This window comes from Streptomyces sp. RK62, from assembly GCF_018070255.1.
Taxonomy (GTDB): Bacteria; Actinomycetota; Actinomycetes; order Streptomycetales; family Streptomycetaceae; genus Streptomyces; species Streptomyces nigra.
In genome coordinates this window covers 22,763-40,019 of sequence record NZ_JAGPYD010000015.1, presented here as the reverse complement: position 1 = coordinate 40,019, position 17,257 = coordinate 22,763, and the positions used below count along the sequence as shown (strand labels likewise).

The following is a 17,257-nucleotide window of genomic DNA, read 5'->3' as shown; positions in this document are numbered from 1 at the left end:
CTCGTGACTCAGGACGACTCGGCCACCACGGCCTCGACGGGGACCGGCTCCGGCTCGGGCTCCGGGTCCGTCTTCGTCAGGCGCGGGGACGGCTCCGCCTCCATCGGCGTGGTGCGCTCGGGCAGCAGGTCCAGGACCGCCTGCCGGTGCGCCTCGCTCGTCGCGTCGTCGTACGGGTCCGGGGTGGCCGGCACCTGGAGGCGGTGGACCGGGCCGGTGCCCAGACGGGCGTAACCGCGGCCGGGCGGGGTGTCGGCGACCGGGGTGGTGTGCGGGGGAGCGCCGAGGACGGACTCCAGCTGCTCCGCCGTCGCCGGGCCGAGCACGACCCGCGCGCGTGTGTGCTGCCGTACGGGGTCGCCGAGGGCGTCCAGGGCGTCCCACTGCTCGGCCACGACCACCGTGATGCCGGCGGCGCGGCCGTGCCGCAGGGGCACCTGGAGCAGGGACTGGGGGTCCTTGCGGCCGTCGGCGGCGGCCAGGTGCGTGAAGACGGTCGGGCGGTCCAGCAGGACCCACAGGGGGCGCTTGGTGTCCTCGGGCGGCGGGTTGCCGGCCTGGCGGGCCCGGTTGACGGCGATCAGGCGCCGTTCCGTCTCGGTCGCCACCCATTCGATGCTGGCCACCGCCCCGGCCAGCCCGCACTCCACGGCCAGGACACCGTCGCGGCCGGTGAGGCAGGCGTACTCGCCGGTGCCACCGCCCTCGACGATGACCACGTCGCCGTGCTGGAGGGCCTGGAGCGCGATGGAGCGCAGCAAGGTGGACGTGCCGCTGCCGGGCTGCCCGACGGCCAGCAGATGCGGCTCGGTGGAGCGCAGACCGGTGCGCCACACGACCGGGGGGACGTCGCGCTGCTGGCCGCCGTGGGTGAGCGGCAGGGTGCGGCGGACCCGGGTGGCGTCGGTGAAGCCCAGCACGGTCTCGCCCGGCGCCGTGACGAAGCGCTGCGCGGCGATGTCCGTGGGCAGCGGGGCGAGCGCCGACACCGTCAGTTCGTTGCCCTCCTCGTCCCAGTCGAAGTGGTACTCCCGGCCGCGTCCGGCCTTGGAGGTCAGCAGATGCTCGATCCGCGTACGGGCCTGCGTCTCACCGTCGGTGAAGTAGGCCGGGTAGCGGATCAGCAGCCGGGCCACCCGGCCGGTGGCGTCGAACTCGTACTCGGGCAGCGCCTTCTCCCAGTCGCCGCCGTGGGAGTACAGCGGCTCGGGGTCGTCGGGGGCGGAGAAGTACGGGACGAGCGCCTCGTACAGCGCCTTCAGCCGCTCCGTCCGGGACGGGTCGGGTCCGTCGGGAGCCGCCGGCTTGCGGTCCCTGCCCTGCCAGGCCGCCGCCGCCATCAGGGTGATGACGGCGAGCAGCGGCCCGTACGGCACGAGCGCGACGACCAGGACCACCGAGGCCACCAGGAAGAGCAGCGCACCGCGCTTGTCCTTGGGGGTCTCGGCCCATCTGCGCCGTCCGGCGGCAGCCAGCCGGCGCAGACCGCGGGTGATCGTGATCAGCGGGTGCAGGACGTCGGAGGCGCTGTCGCCCGCCGTCCGGGCCAGCTCCCGGCTACGGGCGAACTGCGTCCGGGCCAGCTCTCGGCTCCGGGCGAACTGTGCGCTGCCGGTGCTCAGGATGCGGGGGAGGGGGCGGCGGGCCACTGCTGTCTCCTACGAGTGCGTACGGGCGGGAGGGGGCGGCGTCAGAACTGGATGCCGCCCAGGAGGCTCGCCAGGCTCTCGCCGCCTGCCTTGATGCTCGGGGCGATGGCCGTGCTTGCCAGATAGAAGCCGAACAGGGCCGAGATCAGGGCGTGCGACGCCTTCAGCCCGTCCTTGCGGAAGAAGATGAAGACGACGATGCCGAGCAGTACGACGCCTGAGATGGAGAGGATCATCTGAGTGCTCCTGGTTTGTGGGGACAGTCACCATGAGTACTTCCAGGCTCACAGGATGTATCCATACGATAAAAGGTGCAACTGGGTGAAATTCCGCTGATTTCCCCCGGTCGGCGGAGTGTCCTTGGCCGGATGAGCCGGGCTCCTGCGCCCCACTGTGTCTGCGATGATCTTTGCCGCGGACGCATCGGGTCATGTGCCGCGCGAGCCAGTACCCTGGCGAATCACCCGTACGGCCGCGCCCCGCTCGCCGGCCGTACCCTGCTCCCCGCAGAACACCAGTCCCCGTGCACGCAGGAAGGCGGTCCGGTCATGAGCGAAGCCCCCGACCCCGAGGTCGTGGAGCTGGCGACCAAGATCTTCGATCTGGCCCGGCAGGGGGAGACCGAGCAGCTCGTGGCGTATGTAGACGCGGGCGTTCCGGCCAACCTCACCAACGACCGCGGCGACTCCCTCGTGATGCTCGCCGCCTACCACGGGCACGCCGACGCGGTACGCGCCCTCCTCGCGCGCGGGGGCGAGGCCGACCGCGTCAACGACCGAGGCCAGACACCACTCGCCGGTGCGGTCTTCAAGGGCGAGACCGAGGTCATCAAGGCTCTCCTGGAGGGCGGCGCCGACCCGGCGGCGGGGACGCCGTCCGCCGTCGACACCGCCCGGATGTTCGGCAAGACCGAACTGCTCGAGCTGTTCGGCGCGCACTGATCCGACGGTTCTGACCAGCGCGAACACGGAAATCGGGGGAGGCGGTGCAGGGCCGCCGTAATTTCGGTCGCGGCGGACGGAAGTGCCGAGTCATCATGACGTCGTGATTCACGGACGCGAGGGCTGGGCAGGTGTTGCCGCACCGCGCGGGCCGTGATCGGTCCGCATGGGCCACCGACGAGAGGCAGAGGAAGATGGTCTACAGCAAGCAGGAAACGGCGGGCGCCCCGACGTGTTGTCACGCGGCCAGGTGAAGCAAGATCCCCGGTTGCGTCGACGCTTGATGTGAGGCTGTTTCCCATGTTCGAACCGGTCATAGCGCCCAGCGGTACGCTGCTCGGCCTGCTCCAGCGGGGCCGCGGCGACGGAACGCTGCACGCGCTCACCGCCCCCCGCGCCGAGGCGCTCGCGGCCCTCGACCAGTGCGTGCTGCACGATCCCCGGCACGAGTGGCAGGTGGAGAACCGCTCCCTCTACTACGCCCGCCTCTACCTCGACCTGAACGGCGAGCTGGACGCGATCGAGGCCCATCTCTTCGACGTCGAGGACGCCCTCGACTCCGACGAGTCACGCACCGGGCTCGCCCTCGCCGTCCTCGGCCATCTCGCGTCCTACGGACGCCGGGACGCCCTCGAACTGCTCCGCAGGTACGCCGCCTCGGGTTCGAACTGGGCCTGGGCCCTGGACGAGCTCGCGCTCAGGGACGACGACGCGGGCCTGCGCGCCCTCGCCGCGCCCGTCCTGGCGCGCTTCCCCGCCGATCCCGAGGGCGACGCCGAGCTGGCCGTCGCCGTACGCGACGCCTTCGAGCCACGGCCCTGGCGGCTGTGGGCCGACGATCCCCGCCCGTCGATCGCCACGCGCGTGCGTGCCGCGCACGAGACGGGCTGCTTCGACCGCTGGCAGCGCCAGATGAGCCCCACCGGGCCCCGCCCGGGCTGGAGCGTGCAGGCGGTCTTCGACTGGGCCCAGCAGGGCCTCGACCGCGGCGCCGCACTGCATGTGCCGGCCGCCCGGTGCCTGTCGGCCGTCGCCGGACCCGAGGACCGGCCGCAGATCCTCGAGGCGGCCCGGGACGGCGGCGACGGAGCCCGCTGCACGGCGCTGCGCTACCTCGCCGACACCGACGACCCCGAGGTGCTCGACCTCGTCGAGGCCGCCGTCGTCACCGGCTCACCGGTCGTCGTGGAGGCCGCCGTCGACGCCTTCGAACGCATGCGCAGTGTCGCCGCCGTCGACCGCGCGCGGGGCTGGGCCCGGCGGCCCGACCCGCTCGGCGCCGCGGCCGGACGGCTGCTCGCCTGCCGGGGCGGCGCCCAGGACAAGGATCTCGTCCTCGCGGCGCTGCGCGAGGCCGTCCGCGGCGAGGGCCCCGACGCGCCCACCTTGTGGACCCTCGTGGACGGCACCGGACGCCTCGGCATCGCCTGCGCCGCCCCCGTCCTGCGGCACATCTACCGGGAGACCGCGTCCTCCCATCTGCGCGGCCGCACCGCCCGCGCCCTCGCCGCCACCGACCCCTCCTTCCCCGCCGGCTTCGCCGTCGAGTGCCTCTGGGACTGCGAGGAGAGCACCCGCGAGATCGCCGCCCGGCACGCCGAGACCGGCGACACCCGGGTCGTGGAGCGCCTGCGCCGCCTCGCCGCCGATCCGGCGGAGGAGGACGAGGTGCAGACGGCCGTACGCAGCCGGATCGGGCCGGACGCGACTACGGGCTGACGCGGAAGCGTGGCGCGTGCTGCGTGCCGCGTGGCGCGGATGCGTGGGCGCGGGGTGCGCGCTTGTGAGGGCCGGCGGGGTCAGAGCCGCCGGCCTTCGGCGTTCGTCGCCGCCCTGGGGGATCGGTGGGGCGCCTACGGCTGGTTCAGCGGCGGCGTACCGGGACGAAGCGGATCGGGGTGCCCGGAGGGGTCTGCGCCGCCGCCGGGAGGTCGGATGCGCGGACCACGGCGATGACCGGGTAGCCGCCCGTGGTCGGGTGGTCGGCCAGGAAGACGACGGGACGGCCGTCGGGCGGGACCTGGATCGCGCCCAGGACCATGCCCTCGCTGGGCAGCTCACGGGTGACCGCCCGGTCCAGGACCGGGCCCTCGGTGCGCAGGCCGATGCGGTTGCTCGCCGGGGACACGCGGTAGGGGCGCGAGGTGAAGACGCGCACCGCCTCGGGGGAGAACCAGTCGTCGCGCGGGCCGAGCGTGACGCGCAGGACCAGTTCGGTGGGCGGCCCCGGCTGCGGAGCGACGTCCACGCGCGCGTGGAGGCCCGCAGGGCGGCCCAGAGGGAGGACGGCGCCGTCCGTGAGGGGCGGCGGACCCAGACCGGACAGGAGGTCCGTGGAGCGGCTGCCGAGCACCGGCTCGACGGCGACGCCCCCGGAGACGGCGAGATAGGTGCGGACGCCCGAGACGGCCGGGCCGACGTCCAGCAGGGCGCCCGCCGGCACGCGCACCGGAGCGCCCCAGGCGGCCGGGCGGCCGTTCACCGTGACGCGGCAGGGTGCGCCCGTCGCCGCCATCGTGACCGTCGAACGCGGCCGTACCGTACAGCCGTTGAGCGTCGTCTCCAGGACGGCGGCGTCGGCGGGGTTGCCGGCGAGCCGGTTGGCGAGCGCCGCCGCGGGCGGGTCCAGCGCCCCCGAACGGGGCACGCCGAGGTGGGCGTGACCGGGGCGGCCCAGGTCCTGCACGGTGGTCAGGGCGCCGGCGCGGACGACGGAGAGCGCGTGGTCGGTCATGAGCCGTCCACCGGGACGAACCGCACGCGCGTGCCCGGGGCCAGCAGCGCCGCAGGCACCCGCGTGTGGTCCCACAGCACCGCGTCCGTCGTACCGATCAGCTGCCAGCCGCCCGGCGAGGACCGCGGGTACACGCCCGTGTACGGCCCCGCCAGAGCCACCGCGCCCGCGGGGACGGCCGTGCGGGGGGTCGCCCGGCGCGGGACGTCGTACCGCCGGGGCAGCCCGGTGAGATAGCCGAAGCCGGGGGCGAACCCGCAGAAGGCGACGCTGAACTCGGTGTCCGCGTGGATCCGGGCCACCTCCCGCGGCGACACCCCCCAGTGCGCGGCGACGTCGCCGAGGTCGGGTCCGTCGTAGCGGACGGGGAGCCGGACGACGTCACGCGCGTGTGCCGGGGCGGAAGGGACGTCGGACAGGGCGAGTTCGGCGGCGAGGCGGTCCGGGTCGGTGAGGCCGTCCAGCAGGACCGTGCGCGCGGCGGGGACGATCTCACGGACCGACAGCGAGCCCTCGGCACGGCGGCGCAGCAACTCCGCGTGCAGCGCCCGGGCCTCCTCGCCCGAGGAGACCTCCACCAGCAGCGCGTCGTCGCCGACGGGCAGCGTCCTCATACGAAGGCCTCCACGCGGACGCCCGACTCCTCAAGACGGTCCCGCACCCGGCGGGCCAGTTCGACGGCGCCGGGGGTGTCGCCGTGCAGGCACAGCGACCGCGCACGTACCGCGACCCGCGTTCCGGCGTGGGAGGTGACCTCGCCGGCGCGGGCCAGCCCCAGCGAGCGCGCCACGACGGCTTCCGGGTCGGTGACCACGGCGCCGTCCCGGCCGCGCGGCACGAGCGTGCCCTGCTCGGTGTACGCCCGGTCCGCGAACGCCTCGGTGACCGGGGGCAGTCCGGCCTTGTCCGCCAGCTCCAGCAGCCGGGAACCGGGCAGGCCGAGCACCGGCAGGGAGGCGTCCGCGAGCAGCACGCCGTCGATCACGGCAGCCGCCTGCTCCTCGTCGTGCACGACGCGGTTGTAGAGGGCTCCGTGCGGCTTCACGTAGGCCACGCGCGCGCCCGCGGCCCGCGCGAAGACCTCCAGGGCGCCGATCTGGTACGCCACTTCGGCCGCCAGCTCGGCGGGCGGCACGTCCATCGCGCGCCGCCCGAACCCCGCGAGGTCCCGGTAGGAGACCTGGGCGCCGATCCGCACCCCGCGCGCGGCGGCCTGCTCGCACACCCGCCGCATGGTGGCCGCGTCCCCGGCGTGGAATCCGCAGGCCACATTGGCGCTGGTGACGACCGACAACAGCCGTTCGTCGTCGGTGAGCCGCCAGCGGCCGAAGCCCTCGCCCAGGTCGGCGTTCAGATCGATCGAGGTCATGAGTGGGTCGTTTCCCCGGTTCCGTGGTCAGGCGACGATGCGGTACTGCTCGTCGCGGGCGTCGGTCAGGAACATCTGACCCGGTGCGTGCGTGATCGCGAACGGCGGGCGCGACGCCATCACCGCGGCCTGCGGAGTGACGCCGCAGGCCCAGAACATGGGAATGTCGCCGGGCTCCAGATCCACCGGGTCGCCGAAGTCGGGGCGGCCCAGATCCGCGATGCCGAGGGCGGCCGGATCGCCGCAGTGCACGGGGCCGCCGTGCACCGCGGGCAGCAGCCCGGTCTCCCGCAGGGCCGCCGCCACGTGCTGCGGCGGCACCGGGCGCATCGACACCACCATCGGCCCGCTCAGCCGCCCCGCGGGACGGCACGGGCGACCGGTGACGTACATCGGGACGTTGCGGCCCTGTTCGACATGGCGGATCGGGACACCGGCCTCGCCCAGCGCCGACTCGAAGGTGAAGCTGCAGCCGATCAGGAACGACACCAGATCGTCGCGCCAGTGGGCGCGCACGTCCGTCGGCTCGTCCACCAGCTCCCCGTCCCGCCACACCCGGTAGCGCGGCAGATCGGTGCGCAGATCCGCGCCGTCCGCGAGGACCGTCGTCCAGGAACCGGCGTCCGTGACGTCGAGCACCGGACAGGGCTTCGGGTTGCGCTGGCAGAACAGCAGCATGTCGTAGGCCCAGTCGGCGGGCACGGAGATCAGGTTGGCCTGGGTGTGGCCGGCCGCGACCCCCGCGGTGGGGCCCGCCAACCCGGCCCGGAAGCGGGCCCGCGCCTCGGCGGGGTTCCACGCGCGCGCGTGCGGGTCGATGAGGGTGACCGGGGAGTCGTTGTCCAGGCCGGTGGCGGTGGAGCCGTCGATGCCAGGTGGGACCGTGCTGCTCACACCAGCTCCTTCCCACGCGTCTCCGGCAGTCCGAGCAGGGCCAGCGCAGCGATGCCGTAGCCGATCGCGCCGAACACCAGCGCGCCGCCCACGCCCCAGCTGTCGGCGAGGAAGCCCACCATGGTGGGGAAGACGGCGCCGACCGCGCGGCCGGTGTTGTACGTGAAGCCCTGTCCCGTGCCGCGCACCGCCGTCGGATACAGCTCGCTCAGATACGAACCGAAGCCGCTGAAGATCGCCGACATGCAGAACCCGAGCGGGAAACCGAGCACCAGCAGCAGGGTGTTGGCGCCGGCCGGGATGTTCGCGTAGGCCAGGATGCACACGGCCGACAGGAGCGCGAACAGCCAGATGTTGCGCCGGCGGCCCAGCAGGTCCGTGAGGTAGCCGCCGGTCAGATAGCCCGCGAAGGCACCCGAGATGAGGAAGGTCAGATACCCGCCGGTGCCGACGACGGACAGCTCGCGCTCGGTCTTCAGGTAGGTCGGCACCCAGGTCGCCAGGGTGTAGTAGCCGCCCTGGACACCCGTGGACAGCAGGCCTGCGAAAACCGTCACCCGCAGCAGTCCGGGCTGGAAGATCGCGGTGAACGAGCCCTTCTCCGCGCTCTGTTCCCGTACGGCGACGGCCTCGGGGGCGTCCTGCACACGCCGGCGCATCCAGATCACGAGCAGCGCGGGCAGCGCGCCGGTCCAGAACATCACGCGCCACGCCAGGTCGTCCCCGACGAACGAGAACACCAGGGTGTACATCACCGCCGCGAGGGCCCAGCCGACGGCCCAGGAGCTCTGGATCGCACCGAGGGTGCGACCCCGGTTGCGGGCACTCGCGTACTCGGCGACGAGGATGGCGCCGACCGCCCACTCACCGCCGAAGCCCAGGCCCTGGAGGGCGCGGAAGACCAGGAGCCACTCGTAGCTGGGGGCGAAGCCGCAGGCCACGGTGAACACCGCGTAGGTGACGACCGTGAGCATCAGGGCCCGGACGCGGCCGATCCGGTCGGCCAGCACACCCGCGAGGGCGCCGCCTATCGCGGAGACGACCAGGGTGACGGTGGTGAAGAGGCCGGTCTGGCCGCTGTCCAGACCGAAGTACGCGGCGAGCGCCACCATGCTGAGCGGCAGGGTGAAGTAGTCGTACGAATCCAGGGCATAGCCGCCGAAAGCGCCCGCGAAGGCGCGGCGCCCGCGCGGTCCCAGGTCGCGCAGCCAGCCGAACGCGCCGTCAGCGCCTGCCTGCTCGGAGGGGGCGGAGGGGCGGGCGGTGTCCTGGGGAGCGGTCTTCGAGGTCTGCGGTGGAGGGGTAGTGCTCATGGGCACCTCGCAGTGAAGGGGTGGGTGGGGACGGGGGTCGGGCCGGGTGGGGCCCGTTGTGGTGCCGGGTGTGGGGGGATGGGGTCCGGCGATGTGAGGGAGGGCGGGAGCGGATGTGGGGTGAAAAGAGGCGAACGGCACTGAACGGGACTGGGCGGAACCGAACAGTGACCAGCAACGTAGAGGATCGTTGAACGATCCTTCAATACCCCCGTTGTTTCGTTCTCCTGACTGCGGTTGAATTCCGGGCATGGCAGAGCAGTTGGGCGGACTGGCCGACGACCGTGCCCTCCTCGGGCGGACGAGTACGGCGGAACGGGTCTCGGACATCCTCAGGAGCCGTATCGCGGAAGGCTTCTTCCCGCCCGGGACCCGGCTGTCGGAGGACAGCATCGGCGGGGCGCTCGGTGTGTCCCGCAACACACTGCGCGAGGCGTTCCGCCTGCTCACCCATGAACGGCTGCTCGTGCACGAGTTGAACCGGGGGGTGTTCGTCCGGGTTCTGACCGTGGAGGACGTGGAGGACATCTACCGCACCCGGCGCCTGGTCGAGTGCGCGGTCGTCCGCGGGCTCGGCGAGCCGCCGTACCCCCTGGAGGGGCCCGCCGAAGCCGTCGCCGAGGGGCAGCGGGCCGTCCGCGAAGGTGACTGGAAAGCGCTGGGGACGGCCAACATCCACTTCCACCGCGAACTGGTCGCGCTGGCCGGCAGTGAACGGACCGACGAACTCATGCGCAGCGTCTTCGCCGAGCTGCGGCTCGCCTTCCACGTCGTGGACGACCCCCGCCGGCTGCACGAGCCCTACCTCGCCCGGAACCAGCAGCTCCTGGAGGCGCTGGAGGCGGGCGACAAGGCCGAGGCCGAGCGGATCCTCGCCGTCTACCTCGACGACTCCCTGGAACGGGTGGTCGAGGTGTACCGGCGGCGGGTGGGGGAGGGGGAGATCGTTCCCTGAGGCGCCGGGTTCCCGGGGCGGACGGCGTGACGCCGGGCCGCTCGGAGGGGCTCGCGCCCGCCGGAGGCGATCCGTGCCGTTTGGATCGTTGTCAGACCTAGGACCTAGTCTGTGCACCGTGACTTCGCCTGCATCGACGGACCGCGTTCCGCCCCAGCTCAGCGCGGGGCCGCGCCCCGCGCCGGGCCCGGCCGCCGACGAGGGCCTGGCGCGGCGGCTGCGCGCGCTCGCCTGCACCGCGCCGCTGCACGACCTCGACGCCCGCAAGGCCAATCTGGCGGGCGAGTACTCGGTGTACGGCATGGCCGAGGTGGCCCTCGCCGCCATCGACCTGGTCACCCTGAACATGGACTTCGACACGGGCGCCGACCACGACCAGATAGTCGCCCGCCTCATCCCCCGCATCGCCGCCCAGGCCCCGCGGCGCCCCGTCGCCGAGCACGAGCGGGTGGCCCGCTGGGTCCTGGAGAACCTGATCAACGTCGGCAGCGTCGACCGCGGCTTCCGGGCCGTGTATGGCACGTTCACGCCGGACGGCAGCTATGTCCGCCGTGACTACGACTTCAAGCTGATCGAGGAGGTCCCGGGGCCGGGCGGCACCGTGTACCTCCGTACGACCGACGAGGCCGTCAACGTCCTGGTCGGCGCCCTGGACACGGACGTCACCAGCGCGCAGATCGCCGCCGAGGTCAAGCTGGAGGTGCTGATCAACCGCGGGCGTCTCGCCGACGCCCAGCTGGCCGCCGAGCAGGCCCGGTACCGCACCGTGCAGTACTCCGAGACCCTGCGCCGCGCCCTGGACGCCACCCGTCGCAACGTCCGGGCGGTCGACTGGCTGAACGCCGTCCCGGACATGATCGCGGAGGCCCTCGACCACGTCGCCGACCGGTACCGCCACGAGAACGCGATCCTTACCAACATCCGCAAGGCCCGCGACGAGACCGAGGACCCGGAGCACAAGCGCCGCGCGGCCGAGCTGGTCGACATCGTCAAGGACTGCATCCGGCGGCACACCCAGCTCCAGTCCCGGCTGCTGGAGGCGGGACCGCTGTTCCGCGCCGAGCAGGACCGGCAGGCCTTCGCCACGCCCCTGACCACGTCGGGCATAGACCTGTACGGGCATCTCGTCGCGCCCGTGCTGCCGCTGCCGCTGGAGCGGGCCGTCCGGGTCACGGACGCCTTCTTCGCGCACGGCACCGGTCTGCGGACGCCGGTGTCGGTGCGGTTGGGCGACCTCGTCGACATCCTGTTCACGCCGCCGGTGGAGCGGGAGCACCTGGGCGCCGAGATGCCCGAGCCGGACCTCATCGCGACGCCGGACGACAGCCGGTTCAGCGAGGAGCAGCTCGCCGCCGCCATGGAGCTGCTCGACCTGCCGGCCGACGCCCCCCGCCGGCTGTCCGGCCTCCTCGCCGAGGCGCGCCGCAGGGATCCCGAACTGCCTTACCTGGTCGCCCTGCTGGCCGTGCACGCCGCCAGCCCCCCGGTGGGCACCGCCTACCGCCAGGGCGAGGAGAAGCTGCTGTTCGCCGTGGACGACGGGACCGAGCTGGACGACCCCGAGTTCGGCGGAGCCGACCTCATCGTCGGCATGGCACTGCTCGACGCGGCCGGCATGGCCGCCGACCGGACGGAAGCGGCATGAGCCGTACCGCGCACCGTAGGACTCGGCGCCATCAGCACGTGGCGCACCCCATGCCCTCGTATCACCGTTCGACCCCGCACCACCCCCACAAGGAGCCGCAACCGTGACCGAGCACGTCGATCGGAGTGAGCCGGAGGCCGCCGCATCAACGGCGCCCGCGGCCGTCACCCCCGCCGACGCCGCCGACGCGGCGCGGCTCGTCTCCTTCGGGCTCCAGCCCAAGCTGCAGCCCGCGCGCGACCAGGAGTACACCGAACTGCTGCGCCGCTACCGCGAGGACCCGTCCTTCGCTCGGCTCGCCGACGCCGTCGCCACGGGCCTGGGCCTGGTCGTCCTGGAGGTGTCCCCGCGCGCGGGGATGGCGGTCACCGCCGCCGAGGACTCGGTGTTCGCCGTGCGCATGAGCGACTACGCCCGCCGGACGTCCGCCGACGGCGGTGACCGCTTCCTGCACGGGCTGGCCCATCTCGCCGTCGCCGCCATGGCGTTCCCGCGTCCCGAGGATCTCGCCGACGACGGCTACATCGGGCGCGTCACGGTCAACGGCGTCGACGCCTTCGTCCGGCAGGCCTGCCGCCGGCTGGAGGAGCGTGCCGAGGAGCAGGGGGAGAACACCGACCCCGCCACGGACGCCCCCGGCCTGGAGGCCGCCTGGCGCATCTGGATCAGACGCAGCGCCACCGGCGCCACCAAGGACGCGCGGCGGCTCGCCGGTTCCACCACCGGCATCGTCGGCAAGGCCGTCGCCTTCCTCACCGACTCCGGCTTCCTCCAGCGGACCGGCGACGACCACGGCGGCACCTACCGCACCACGGCCCGCTACCAGCTCCAGGTCCGCGACATGGCGGGCAGCGCCGCCATGACCGAGCTGCTGGAGCTGGGCGTCGTCCCGGTCACCGACGGCACACCGACCCTGCTGCCCGCCGAGGACACCGACGCGCTGGACCTGGTCGCCGACGCCGGGCTGCCGTTCCACTCGGCCTGAGCCCCACCGACCTCCCCCACCTGCCGAAGACTTACGAGAGTCCGCCATGTACGAGCTGTCCCGGGTCCGCCTCTACTCCATCGGACCGGCCGGTGCACGCTACGCCGACACCGTGCTTGACCTGCGCGGTGTGGGCGAGCCCGTGCCCGACCCCGCGCCCACCCAGGCGGAGTTCTTCGAGGAGGAGCCGGTCGGCCCGCCGCGTCGGCCCGCCCCCGCGGGCGTGCTCTTCCTGGAGAACGGCGGAGGCAAGTCGGTCCTGCTCAAGCTGATCTTCTCGGTGATGCTGCCGGGCCACCGCAACACCCTGGGCGGCGCCAGCTCCGGAGTGCTGCGCAAGTTCCTGCTCGCCGACGACTGCGGGCATGTCGCCCTGGAGTGGCAGCACACCCTGACCGGCGAGTGCGTGGTGGTCGGCAAGGTCAGCGAGTGGCGGGGCCGCCAGGTCTCCAACGACCCGCGGAAGTTCGCCGAGGCCTGGTACTCCTTCCGCCCCGGCCCCGGCCTCAGTCTGGACAACCTCCCCGTCGCCGAGTCCACCGCCGTACGCCCGCCGGTCGAGGGGCAGTCCGGCGCCCAGGGCCGCCGACGCACCATGAAGGGCTTCCGGGACGCCCTGACCGAGGCGGGCAAGGCGTATCCGCACCTGGAGGTGCACTGGGAGGACATCCACGACCGCTGGATCGAGCACCTCGGCGATCTGGGCCTCGACCCCGAACTCTTCCGGTACCAGCGGGAGATGAACGCCGACGAGGGCGAGGCGGCCGGCCTCTTCGCGGTCAAGAAGGACTCCGACTTCACCGACCTGCTGCTGCGGGCCGTGACCGACACCCGGGACACCGACGGGCTCGCCGACCTGGTCAGCGGTTTCGGCAACAAGCTGGGCCGGCGCGCCGAGCTGATCGCCGAACGGGACTTCACGGCCGGGTCCGTCGACCTGCTCGGCCGGATCGTCGAGGCCGCCGAGACGCGCACCCGCGCGCGGGACGTCCACGCCGGCGCCGAGCGTCGCACCCGCGCTTTGGCCCGGCGCCTCTCCGCGCGCGGCACGCGGGAACGCGTCCGGGCCGCCGACCTCGCCCAGCGGGTCACCGAGACCGCCCACGCCGTCACCCACGCCGAGTCCGCGCGCGAGCGCAGCGCGCTGATCGCCGCCGAACTCGCCTACCGGCACGCCTCGTTGGCGCTCGCCGCCGCCGAGAAGTCCGCCGCCGCGCAGAAGCGCGAGCTGGCCGACGCACGCACCCTGCACGCCGCCTGGCAGGCCGCCGAAGTCGTCCTGCGGCATCGCGCCGCCGCCGACCGGGTGGCGCGCGTGGCCGCCGCCATCCAGGAGGCCGAACGCGACGCGGCCCCCGCGCTCGCCGCCCGCGCCAAGGCCGCCGTCGACCTCGTACGGGCCCTGCACGCGGCCGCCGAGCGCGCCGAGGCGCAGGCCAACGAGGGCGAGGAGCGTTCCGCCGCGCTCCAGGAGGCCGGCGAGGCCGCCCACCGCGACTCCACGGCCGCCGCGACCGAGGCGCAGCGCGCCCGCAGCGAGGCCGGGCATCTGCGGCAGCGGCTGACCGAGGTCGAGCAGGAGACCGCCGAGGCCGTCCGCGCGGGCTGGCTCGACGACAGCGCACCCGACGCCGATCCGGCCCGTGCCGCGCTCGCGGCGAGCGACGCCGAGAAGACCGCCGTCGCCGCCTGGGACACCGCCCGCGAGGCCTCCCGCCGCGCCTCGGAGCACGCGCGCGAGGCGGCCTCCACGGAGTCCCGCGCCGAGCTGACGGCGGCCCGCGCGGCCGACGCCGCCCTGGCCGCGGAGCGTGCCTACGACGCCGAACGCCGTCTCGCCGAGAGCCTCGCAGCCGAGGAGCGCCTGGTAGAACTCCTCGGCCTGTCCGGCGAGTCGGGCCCCCGGCGCGGCTCGGTACCCTCCCCGCGCGCGGGCGACCAGGCCGCCGTGAAGGCGCGCACGGATGCAAGCGGCCCCGTGGACGGCGCGCTCACGCCGGAGGACCTCGACCGGTTCGCCGACGAACTGCGCGAACTGCTCGACGACGCCGTGTCCTCCGCCGAGCGCCAGCTCTTCGACCTGCGGACGGCCGCCGCCGACGACGCCCGCATCCTCGGCGCGCTCGGTGACGGCGGGCTGCTCCCGCCCGGCCCCGACGTCCTGGCCACCGTGGAGTTCCTCGGGGAGCAGGGCATCCCCGCGCTGCCGGGCTGGCGCTACCTCGCCCAGGCCGTCGACCCCGTCGACCACGCACGGGTGCTCGCCGCCCGCCCCGAACTCGTCGACGGCGTGATCATCACCGACCCCGGCACGCACGCCCGGGCCCGCGAGGCGCTGGCCGACGCCGCGCTGCTGCCCCGGTCCACCGTCGCCGTCGGCACCGCCGCCGCGTTGCTCGCCCCCACCCCGGCCGCCGACGCGCCGGACACGGACGTCTTCCTCGTCCCGCCGAACCCGGCCATGCACGACGAGCACGCCGCCGACGAGGAGCGGCAGGCGCTGCGGGCCCGGGCGACCGAGCGCGACGAGGAGATCCGCGGCCTCGCCGCCCGCCTCGGCAAGGACCGGGAGCTGGCGGCACGGCTGGCCTCCTGGCGCACCGGCTGCCCGGCCGGCCGGCTCGTGGAGCTGGCCCAGGCCGCCCGGGACGCGCGCGCGTTCGCCGAGGAGTCCGAGGCGGAGCTGGCCGAGGCCCGCAGCGTGCGCGCCGAGGCCGACGAGGCCGCCGCCGAAGCCGCGGCCGTCCGCGACGAACGCCAGGAGGCCGCGCAGAAGGCGCGGCGCGCCGCCGACGCCCTGGCGGGCCTCGCCTTCCGGCTGCGCGAGCGGGCCGGCTGGCAGGTCCGGCTGCGGGAACTCGCCGACGAGGCCGCCGAGTCCGAGGCACGCGCGCAGTCCTGTCTGGAGCGCGCCCGCGCCGCCGACGAGGACCGCCGCGCCGCCCAGCGCGCCGCCGACGACGCGCGCCGCACCGCCCGCGCCCTGCGCGCCGAGCGCTCCGAGATCGCCGGCGCCCCCGACGACGTACCGGACAGCGACGCGGACTCCCCGAAGGCGTCCCTGCCGGCGCTGCGCGAGGCGTACCGGGCCGCGTCCCAGGTGTACGAGAAGGTCGGTGTCGGCGCCGACCTGCGCGCCGAGCAGGCCCGCGCGGAGAGCGACGAGAGCGCGGCCCGCGCCGAGCTGGACCGGCTGAGCAACAAGGTCCGCACCCGGGCCGAACAGCTCCTCGAATCACCCGACGGCTCCGACGGCCCGTCCCGGCAGGCGGCCGTCTCGCGCGCGGAGGAGCTGGTCCAGCTCCTGGAGACCCGGATGTCCGGCGCCAGCGAGCAGCTGGGCCGGCTGCGCGGCGAGGCCGAGCGCCACGCCCCCCAGGAGGGGGAGGCGCACACCGAGCTGCCGGAGGAGCTGCGTCCGCGCGACGCCGAGCACGCCCAGTCCCTGCTGCGCACGGCGACCGCCGAACTCGCCGCCCACAGCGAGGCCCTCGCCCAGGCACGCGACGCGCACACGGAGCTTCTGGACGCCCATCGAGCCGCCGAGGACGCGGCGGGCGGGTTCGACGAGATCGCCGCGATGCTGCGCGATCTGTTGCGCGAGCACACCTCCGACGAGGAGCAGGAGGCCGTCGAGCCCTACCCCGGCAGCCTGGAGGAGGCCCGGCGGTCCGCGGCCGAGGCCCGCCGGTCGCTGCGCGGCTGCGCCGCCGACCTCTCCGCCGCCGAGGCCGGCGTGCGCGAGGCCAGCGACGTCCTCGTCCGGCACGCCAACTCCACCCGCTACGAGCAGGTCCGCACCCCGGCCCGCCAGCAGATCCGCGAGCTGCCCGCCGCCGCGCTCCCCGAGCACGCCCAGAAGTGGGCGGACGCCTTCGCCCCCCGGCTGCGCGTGCTCACCGACGAGCTGGCCCAGCTGGAGCGCAACCGCGACTCGATCGTCGATCGTCTGCGCGGCCTCGTGGAGTCGGCCCTGGCGACCCTGCGGTCCGCCCAGCGGCTGTCCCGGCTGCCCGAGGGGCTCGGTGAGTGGTCCGGTCAGGAGTTCCTGCGCATCCGCTTCGAGGAGCCCGACCAGGCCACGCTCACCGAACGGCTGGGCGAGGTCATCGACGAGGCGACCCGGGCGGCCGTGAAGAAGAACTCCGATCTGCGCCGGGACGGGATGTCTTTGCTTCTGCGGGGTGTCGCCGCGGCGCTCCAGCCGAAGGGTGTCGCCGTCGAGATCCTCAAGCCGGACGCCGTGCTGCGCGCCGAGCGGGTGCCCGTCGGGCAGATGGGCGACGTGTTCTCCGGAGGCCAGCTGCTCACCGCCGCCATCGCCCTGTACTGCACGATGGCCGCCCTGCGGTCCAACGACCGGGGCCGGGACAAGCACCGGCACGCCGGCACGCTCTTCCTGGACAACCCCATCGGGCGGGCCAACGCCACGTATCTGCTGGAGCTCCAGCGCGCCGTGTCCGACGCCCTCGGCGTCCAACTGCTCTACACCACCGGTCTGTTCGACACGACGGCCCTCGCGGAGTTCCCGCTCGTGATCCGGCTGCGGAACGACGCCGACCTCAGGGCCGGCCTGAAGTACATCAGCGTGGAGGAGCACCTGCGTCCCGGACTGCCGCAGCAGCAGGCGGGCGAGGCGGGGCACAGCGAGATCACGGCCACCCGGATGTTCAAGCGGCCCGCGCCCGTGGACACCCAGGGGGTGTGAGTCGCGCTGCCCTGAGACAAGGTGCGGGGGGCGTCCCTCGGCTCTTCGACGGAGCCGGGGGAGC

At 74.1% G+C, this 17,257-nt stretch carries 13 protein-coding genes; 6 read left to right on the top strand and 7 right to left on the bottom strand.

Annotated features, from left to right (window positions below; all coding sequences use genetic code 11):
- Positions 1-8: 8 nt before the first annotated feature.
- Positions 9-1,649 carry a hypothetical protein gene (locus KBY32_RS26925; protein ID WP_210981956.1) on the bottom strand — a complete coding sequence of 547 codons (1,641 nt, stop codon included), beginning with the start codon at positions 1,647-1,649 and terminating at the stop codon, positions 9-11.
- 41 nt (positions 1,650-1,690) lie between these two features.
- The gene (locus KBY32_RS26920) at positions 1,691-1,885 is read right to left on the bottom strand and encodes a hypothetical protein (RefSeq protein WP_004002760.1); all 195 of its coding nucleotides are present in this window, start codon (positions 1,883-1,885) and stop codon (positions 1,691-1,693) included.
- 312 nt (positions 1,886-2,197) lie between these two features.
- Between KBY32_RS26920 and KBY32_RS26915 the strand changes: the two genes are divergently transcribed.
- Positions 2,198-2,590, top strand: coding sequence for an ankyrin repeat domain-containing protein (locus tag KBY32_RS26915; protein ID WP_055623719.1), 393 nt, complete (start codon positions 2,198-2,200; stop codon positions 2,588-2,590).
- Positions 2,591-2,890: 300 nt separating this feature from the next.
- The gene (locus KBY32_RS26910) at positions 2,891-4,309 is read left to right on the top strand and encodes a HEAT repeat domain-containing protein (protein ID WP_210981955.1); all 1,419 of its coding nucleotides are present in this window, start codon (positions 2,891-2,893) and stop codon (positions 4,307-4,309) included.
- 145 nt (positions 4,310-4,454) lie between these two features.
- On the opposite strand, the gene KBY32_RS26905 is transcribed toward KBY32_RS26910, so the two are convergent.
- The 5 genes from KBY32_RS26905 to KBY32_RS26885 are packed head-to-tail and all read right to left on the bottom strand — an operon-like array spanning position 4,455 to position 8,900.
- Positions 4,455-5,324, bottom strand: a complete 870-nt coding sequence (locus KBY32_RS26905) for a biotin-dependent carboxyltransferase family protein (RefSeq protein ID WP_210981954.1) — start codon at positions 5,322-5,324, stop codon at positions 4,455-4,457.
- Positions 5,321-5,938 carry an allophanate hydrolase subunit 1 gene (locus tag KBY32_RS26900; RefSeq protein ID WP_210981953.1) on the bottom strand — a complete coding sequence of 206 codons (618 nt, stop codon included), beginning with the start codon at positions 5,936-5,938 and terminating at the stop codon, positions 5,321-5,323. The genes KBY32_RS26905 and KBY32_RS26900 overlap by 4 nt, the downstream gene beginning before the upstream one ends.
- Positions 5,935-6,693 (bottom strand): LamB/YcsF family protein, encoded by a 759-nt coding sequence (locus KBY32_RS26895; RefSeq protein ID WP_210981952.1) that lies wholly within the window; start codon positions 6,691-6,693, stop codon positions 5,935-5,937. The genes KBY32_RS26900 and KBY32_RS26895 overlap by 4 nt, the downstream gene beginning before the upstream one ends.
- A 27-nt stretch (positions 6,694-6,720) precedes the next feature.
- Positions 6,721-7,587 (bottom strand): putative hydro-lyase, encoded by an 867-nt coding sequence (locus KBY32_RS26890; RefSeq protein WP_374224997.1) that lies wholly within the window; start codon positions 7,585-7,587, stop codon positions 6,721-6,723.
- The gene (locus KBY32_RS26885; protein ID WP_210981951.1) at positions 7,584-8,900 is read right to left on the bottom strand and encodes an MFS transporter; all 1,317 of its coding nucleotides are present in this window, start codon (positions 8,898-8,900) and stop codon (positions 7,584-7,586) included. Before KBY32_RS26885 ends, KBY32_RS26890 begins: the two co-directional genes overlap by 4 nt.
- 250 nt (positions 8,901-9,150) lie before the next feature.
- Here KBY32_RS26885 and KBY32_RS26880 point away from each other — a divergent pair, with 250 nt between their 5' ends.
- From KBY32_RS26880 to KBY32_RS26865, 4 genes are all read left to right on the top strand, one after another.
- Positions 9,151-9,855, top strand: a complete 705-nt coding sequence (locus KBY32_RS26880; protein WP_055623713.1) for a GntR family transcriptional regulator — start codon at positions 9,151-9,153, stop codon at positions 9,853-9,855.
- Between the two features lie 118 nt (positions 9,856-9,973).
- On the top strand, positions 9,974-11,500 hold the full coding sequence (locus KBY32_RS26875) for a hypothetical protein (RefSeq protein WP_055623712.1): 1,527 nt from the start codon (positions 9,974-9,976) through the stop codon (positions 11,498-11,500).
- Between the two features lie 103 nt (positions 11,501-11,603).
- Positions 11,604-12,485, top strand: coding sequence for a hypothetical protein (locus KBY32_RS26870; protein WP_115506466.1), 882 nt, complete (start codon positions 11,604-11,606; stop codon positions 12,483-12,485).
- Between the two features lie 46 nt (positions 12,486-12,531).
- Entirely contained in the window at positions 12,532-17,193 is a 4,662-nt protein-coding gene (locus tag KBY32_RS26865) for a hypothetical protein (RefSeq protein WP_210981950.1), read from the top strand.
- The last annotated feature ends 64 nt before the right edge of the window (positions 17,194-17,257 follow it).

Coding starts and splice junctions, on each gene's coding strand:
- KBY32_RS26920 (WP_004002760.1), bottom strand. CDS start 1,885: ATGATCCTCTCCATCTCAGGCGTCGTACTGCTCGGCATCGTCGTCTTC.
- KBY32_RS26915 (WP_055623719.1), top strand. CDS start 2,198: ATGAGCGAAGCCCCCGACCCCGAGGTCGTGGAGCTGGCGACCAAGATC.
- KBY32_RS26910 (WP_210981955.1), top strand. CDS start 2,891: ATGTTCGAACCGGTCATAGCGCCCAGCGGTACGCTGCTCGGCCTGCTC.
- KBY32_RS26905 (WP_210981954.1), bottom strand. CDS start 5,324: ATGACCGACCACGCGCTCTCCGTCGTCCGCGCCGGCGCCCTGACCACC.
- KBY32_RS26900 (WP_210981953.1), bottom strand. CDS start 5,938: ATGAGGACGCTGCCCGTCGGCGACGACGCGCTGCTGGTGGAGGTCTCC.
- KBY32_RS26895 (WP_210981952.1), bottom strand. CDS start 6,693: ATGACCTCGATCGATCTGAACGCCGACCTGGGCGAGGGCTTCGGCCGC.
- KBY32_RS26885 (WP_210981951.1), bottom strand. CDS start 8,900: ATGAGCACTACCCCTCCACCGCAGACCTCGAAGACCGCTCCCCAGGAC.
- KBY32_RS26880 (WP_055623713.1), top strand. CDS start 9,151: ATGGCAGAGCAGTTGGGCGGACTGGCCGACGACCGTGCCCTCCTCGGG.
- KBY32_RS26865 (WP_210981950.1), top strand. CDS start 12,532: ATGTACGAGCTGTCCCGGGTCCGCCTCTACTCCATCGGACCGGCCGGT.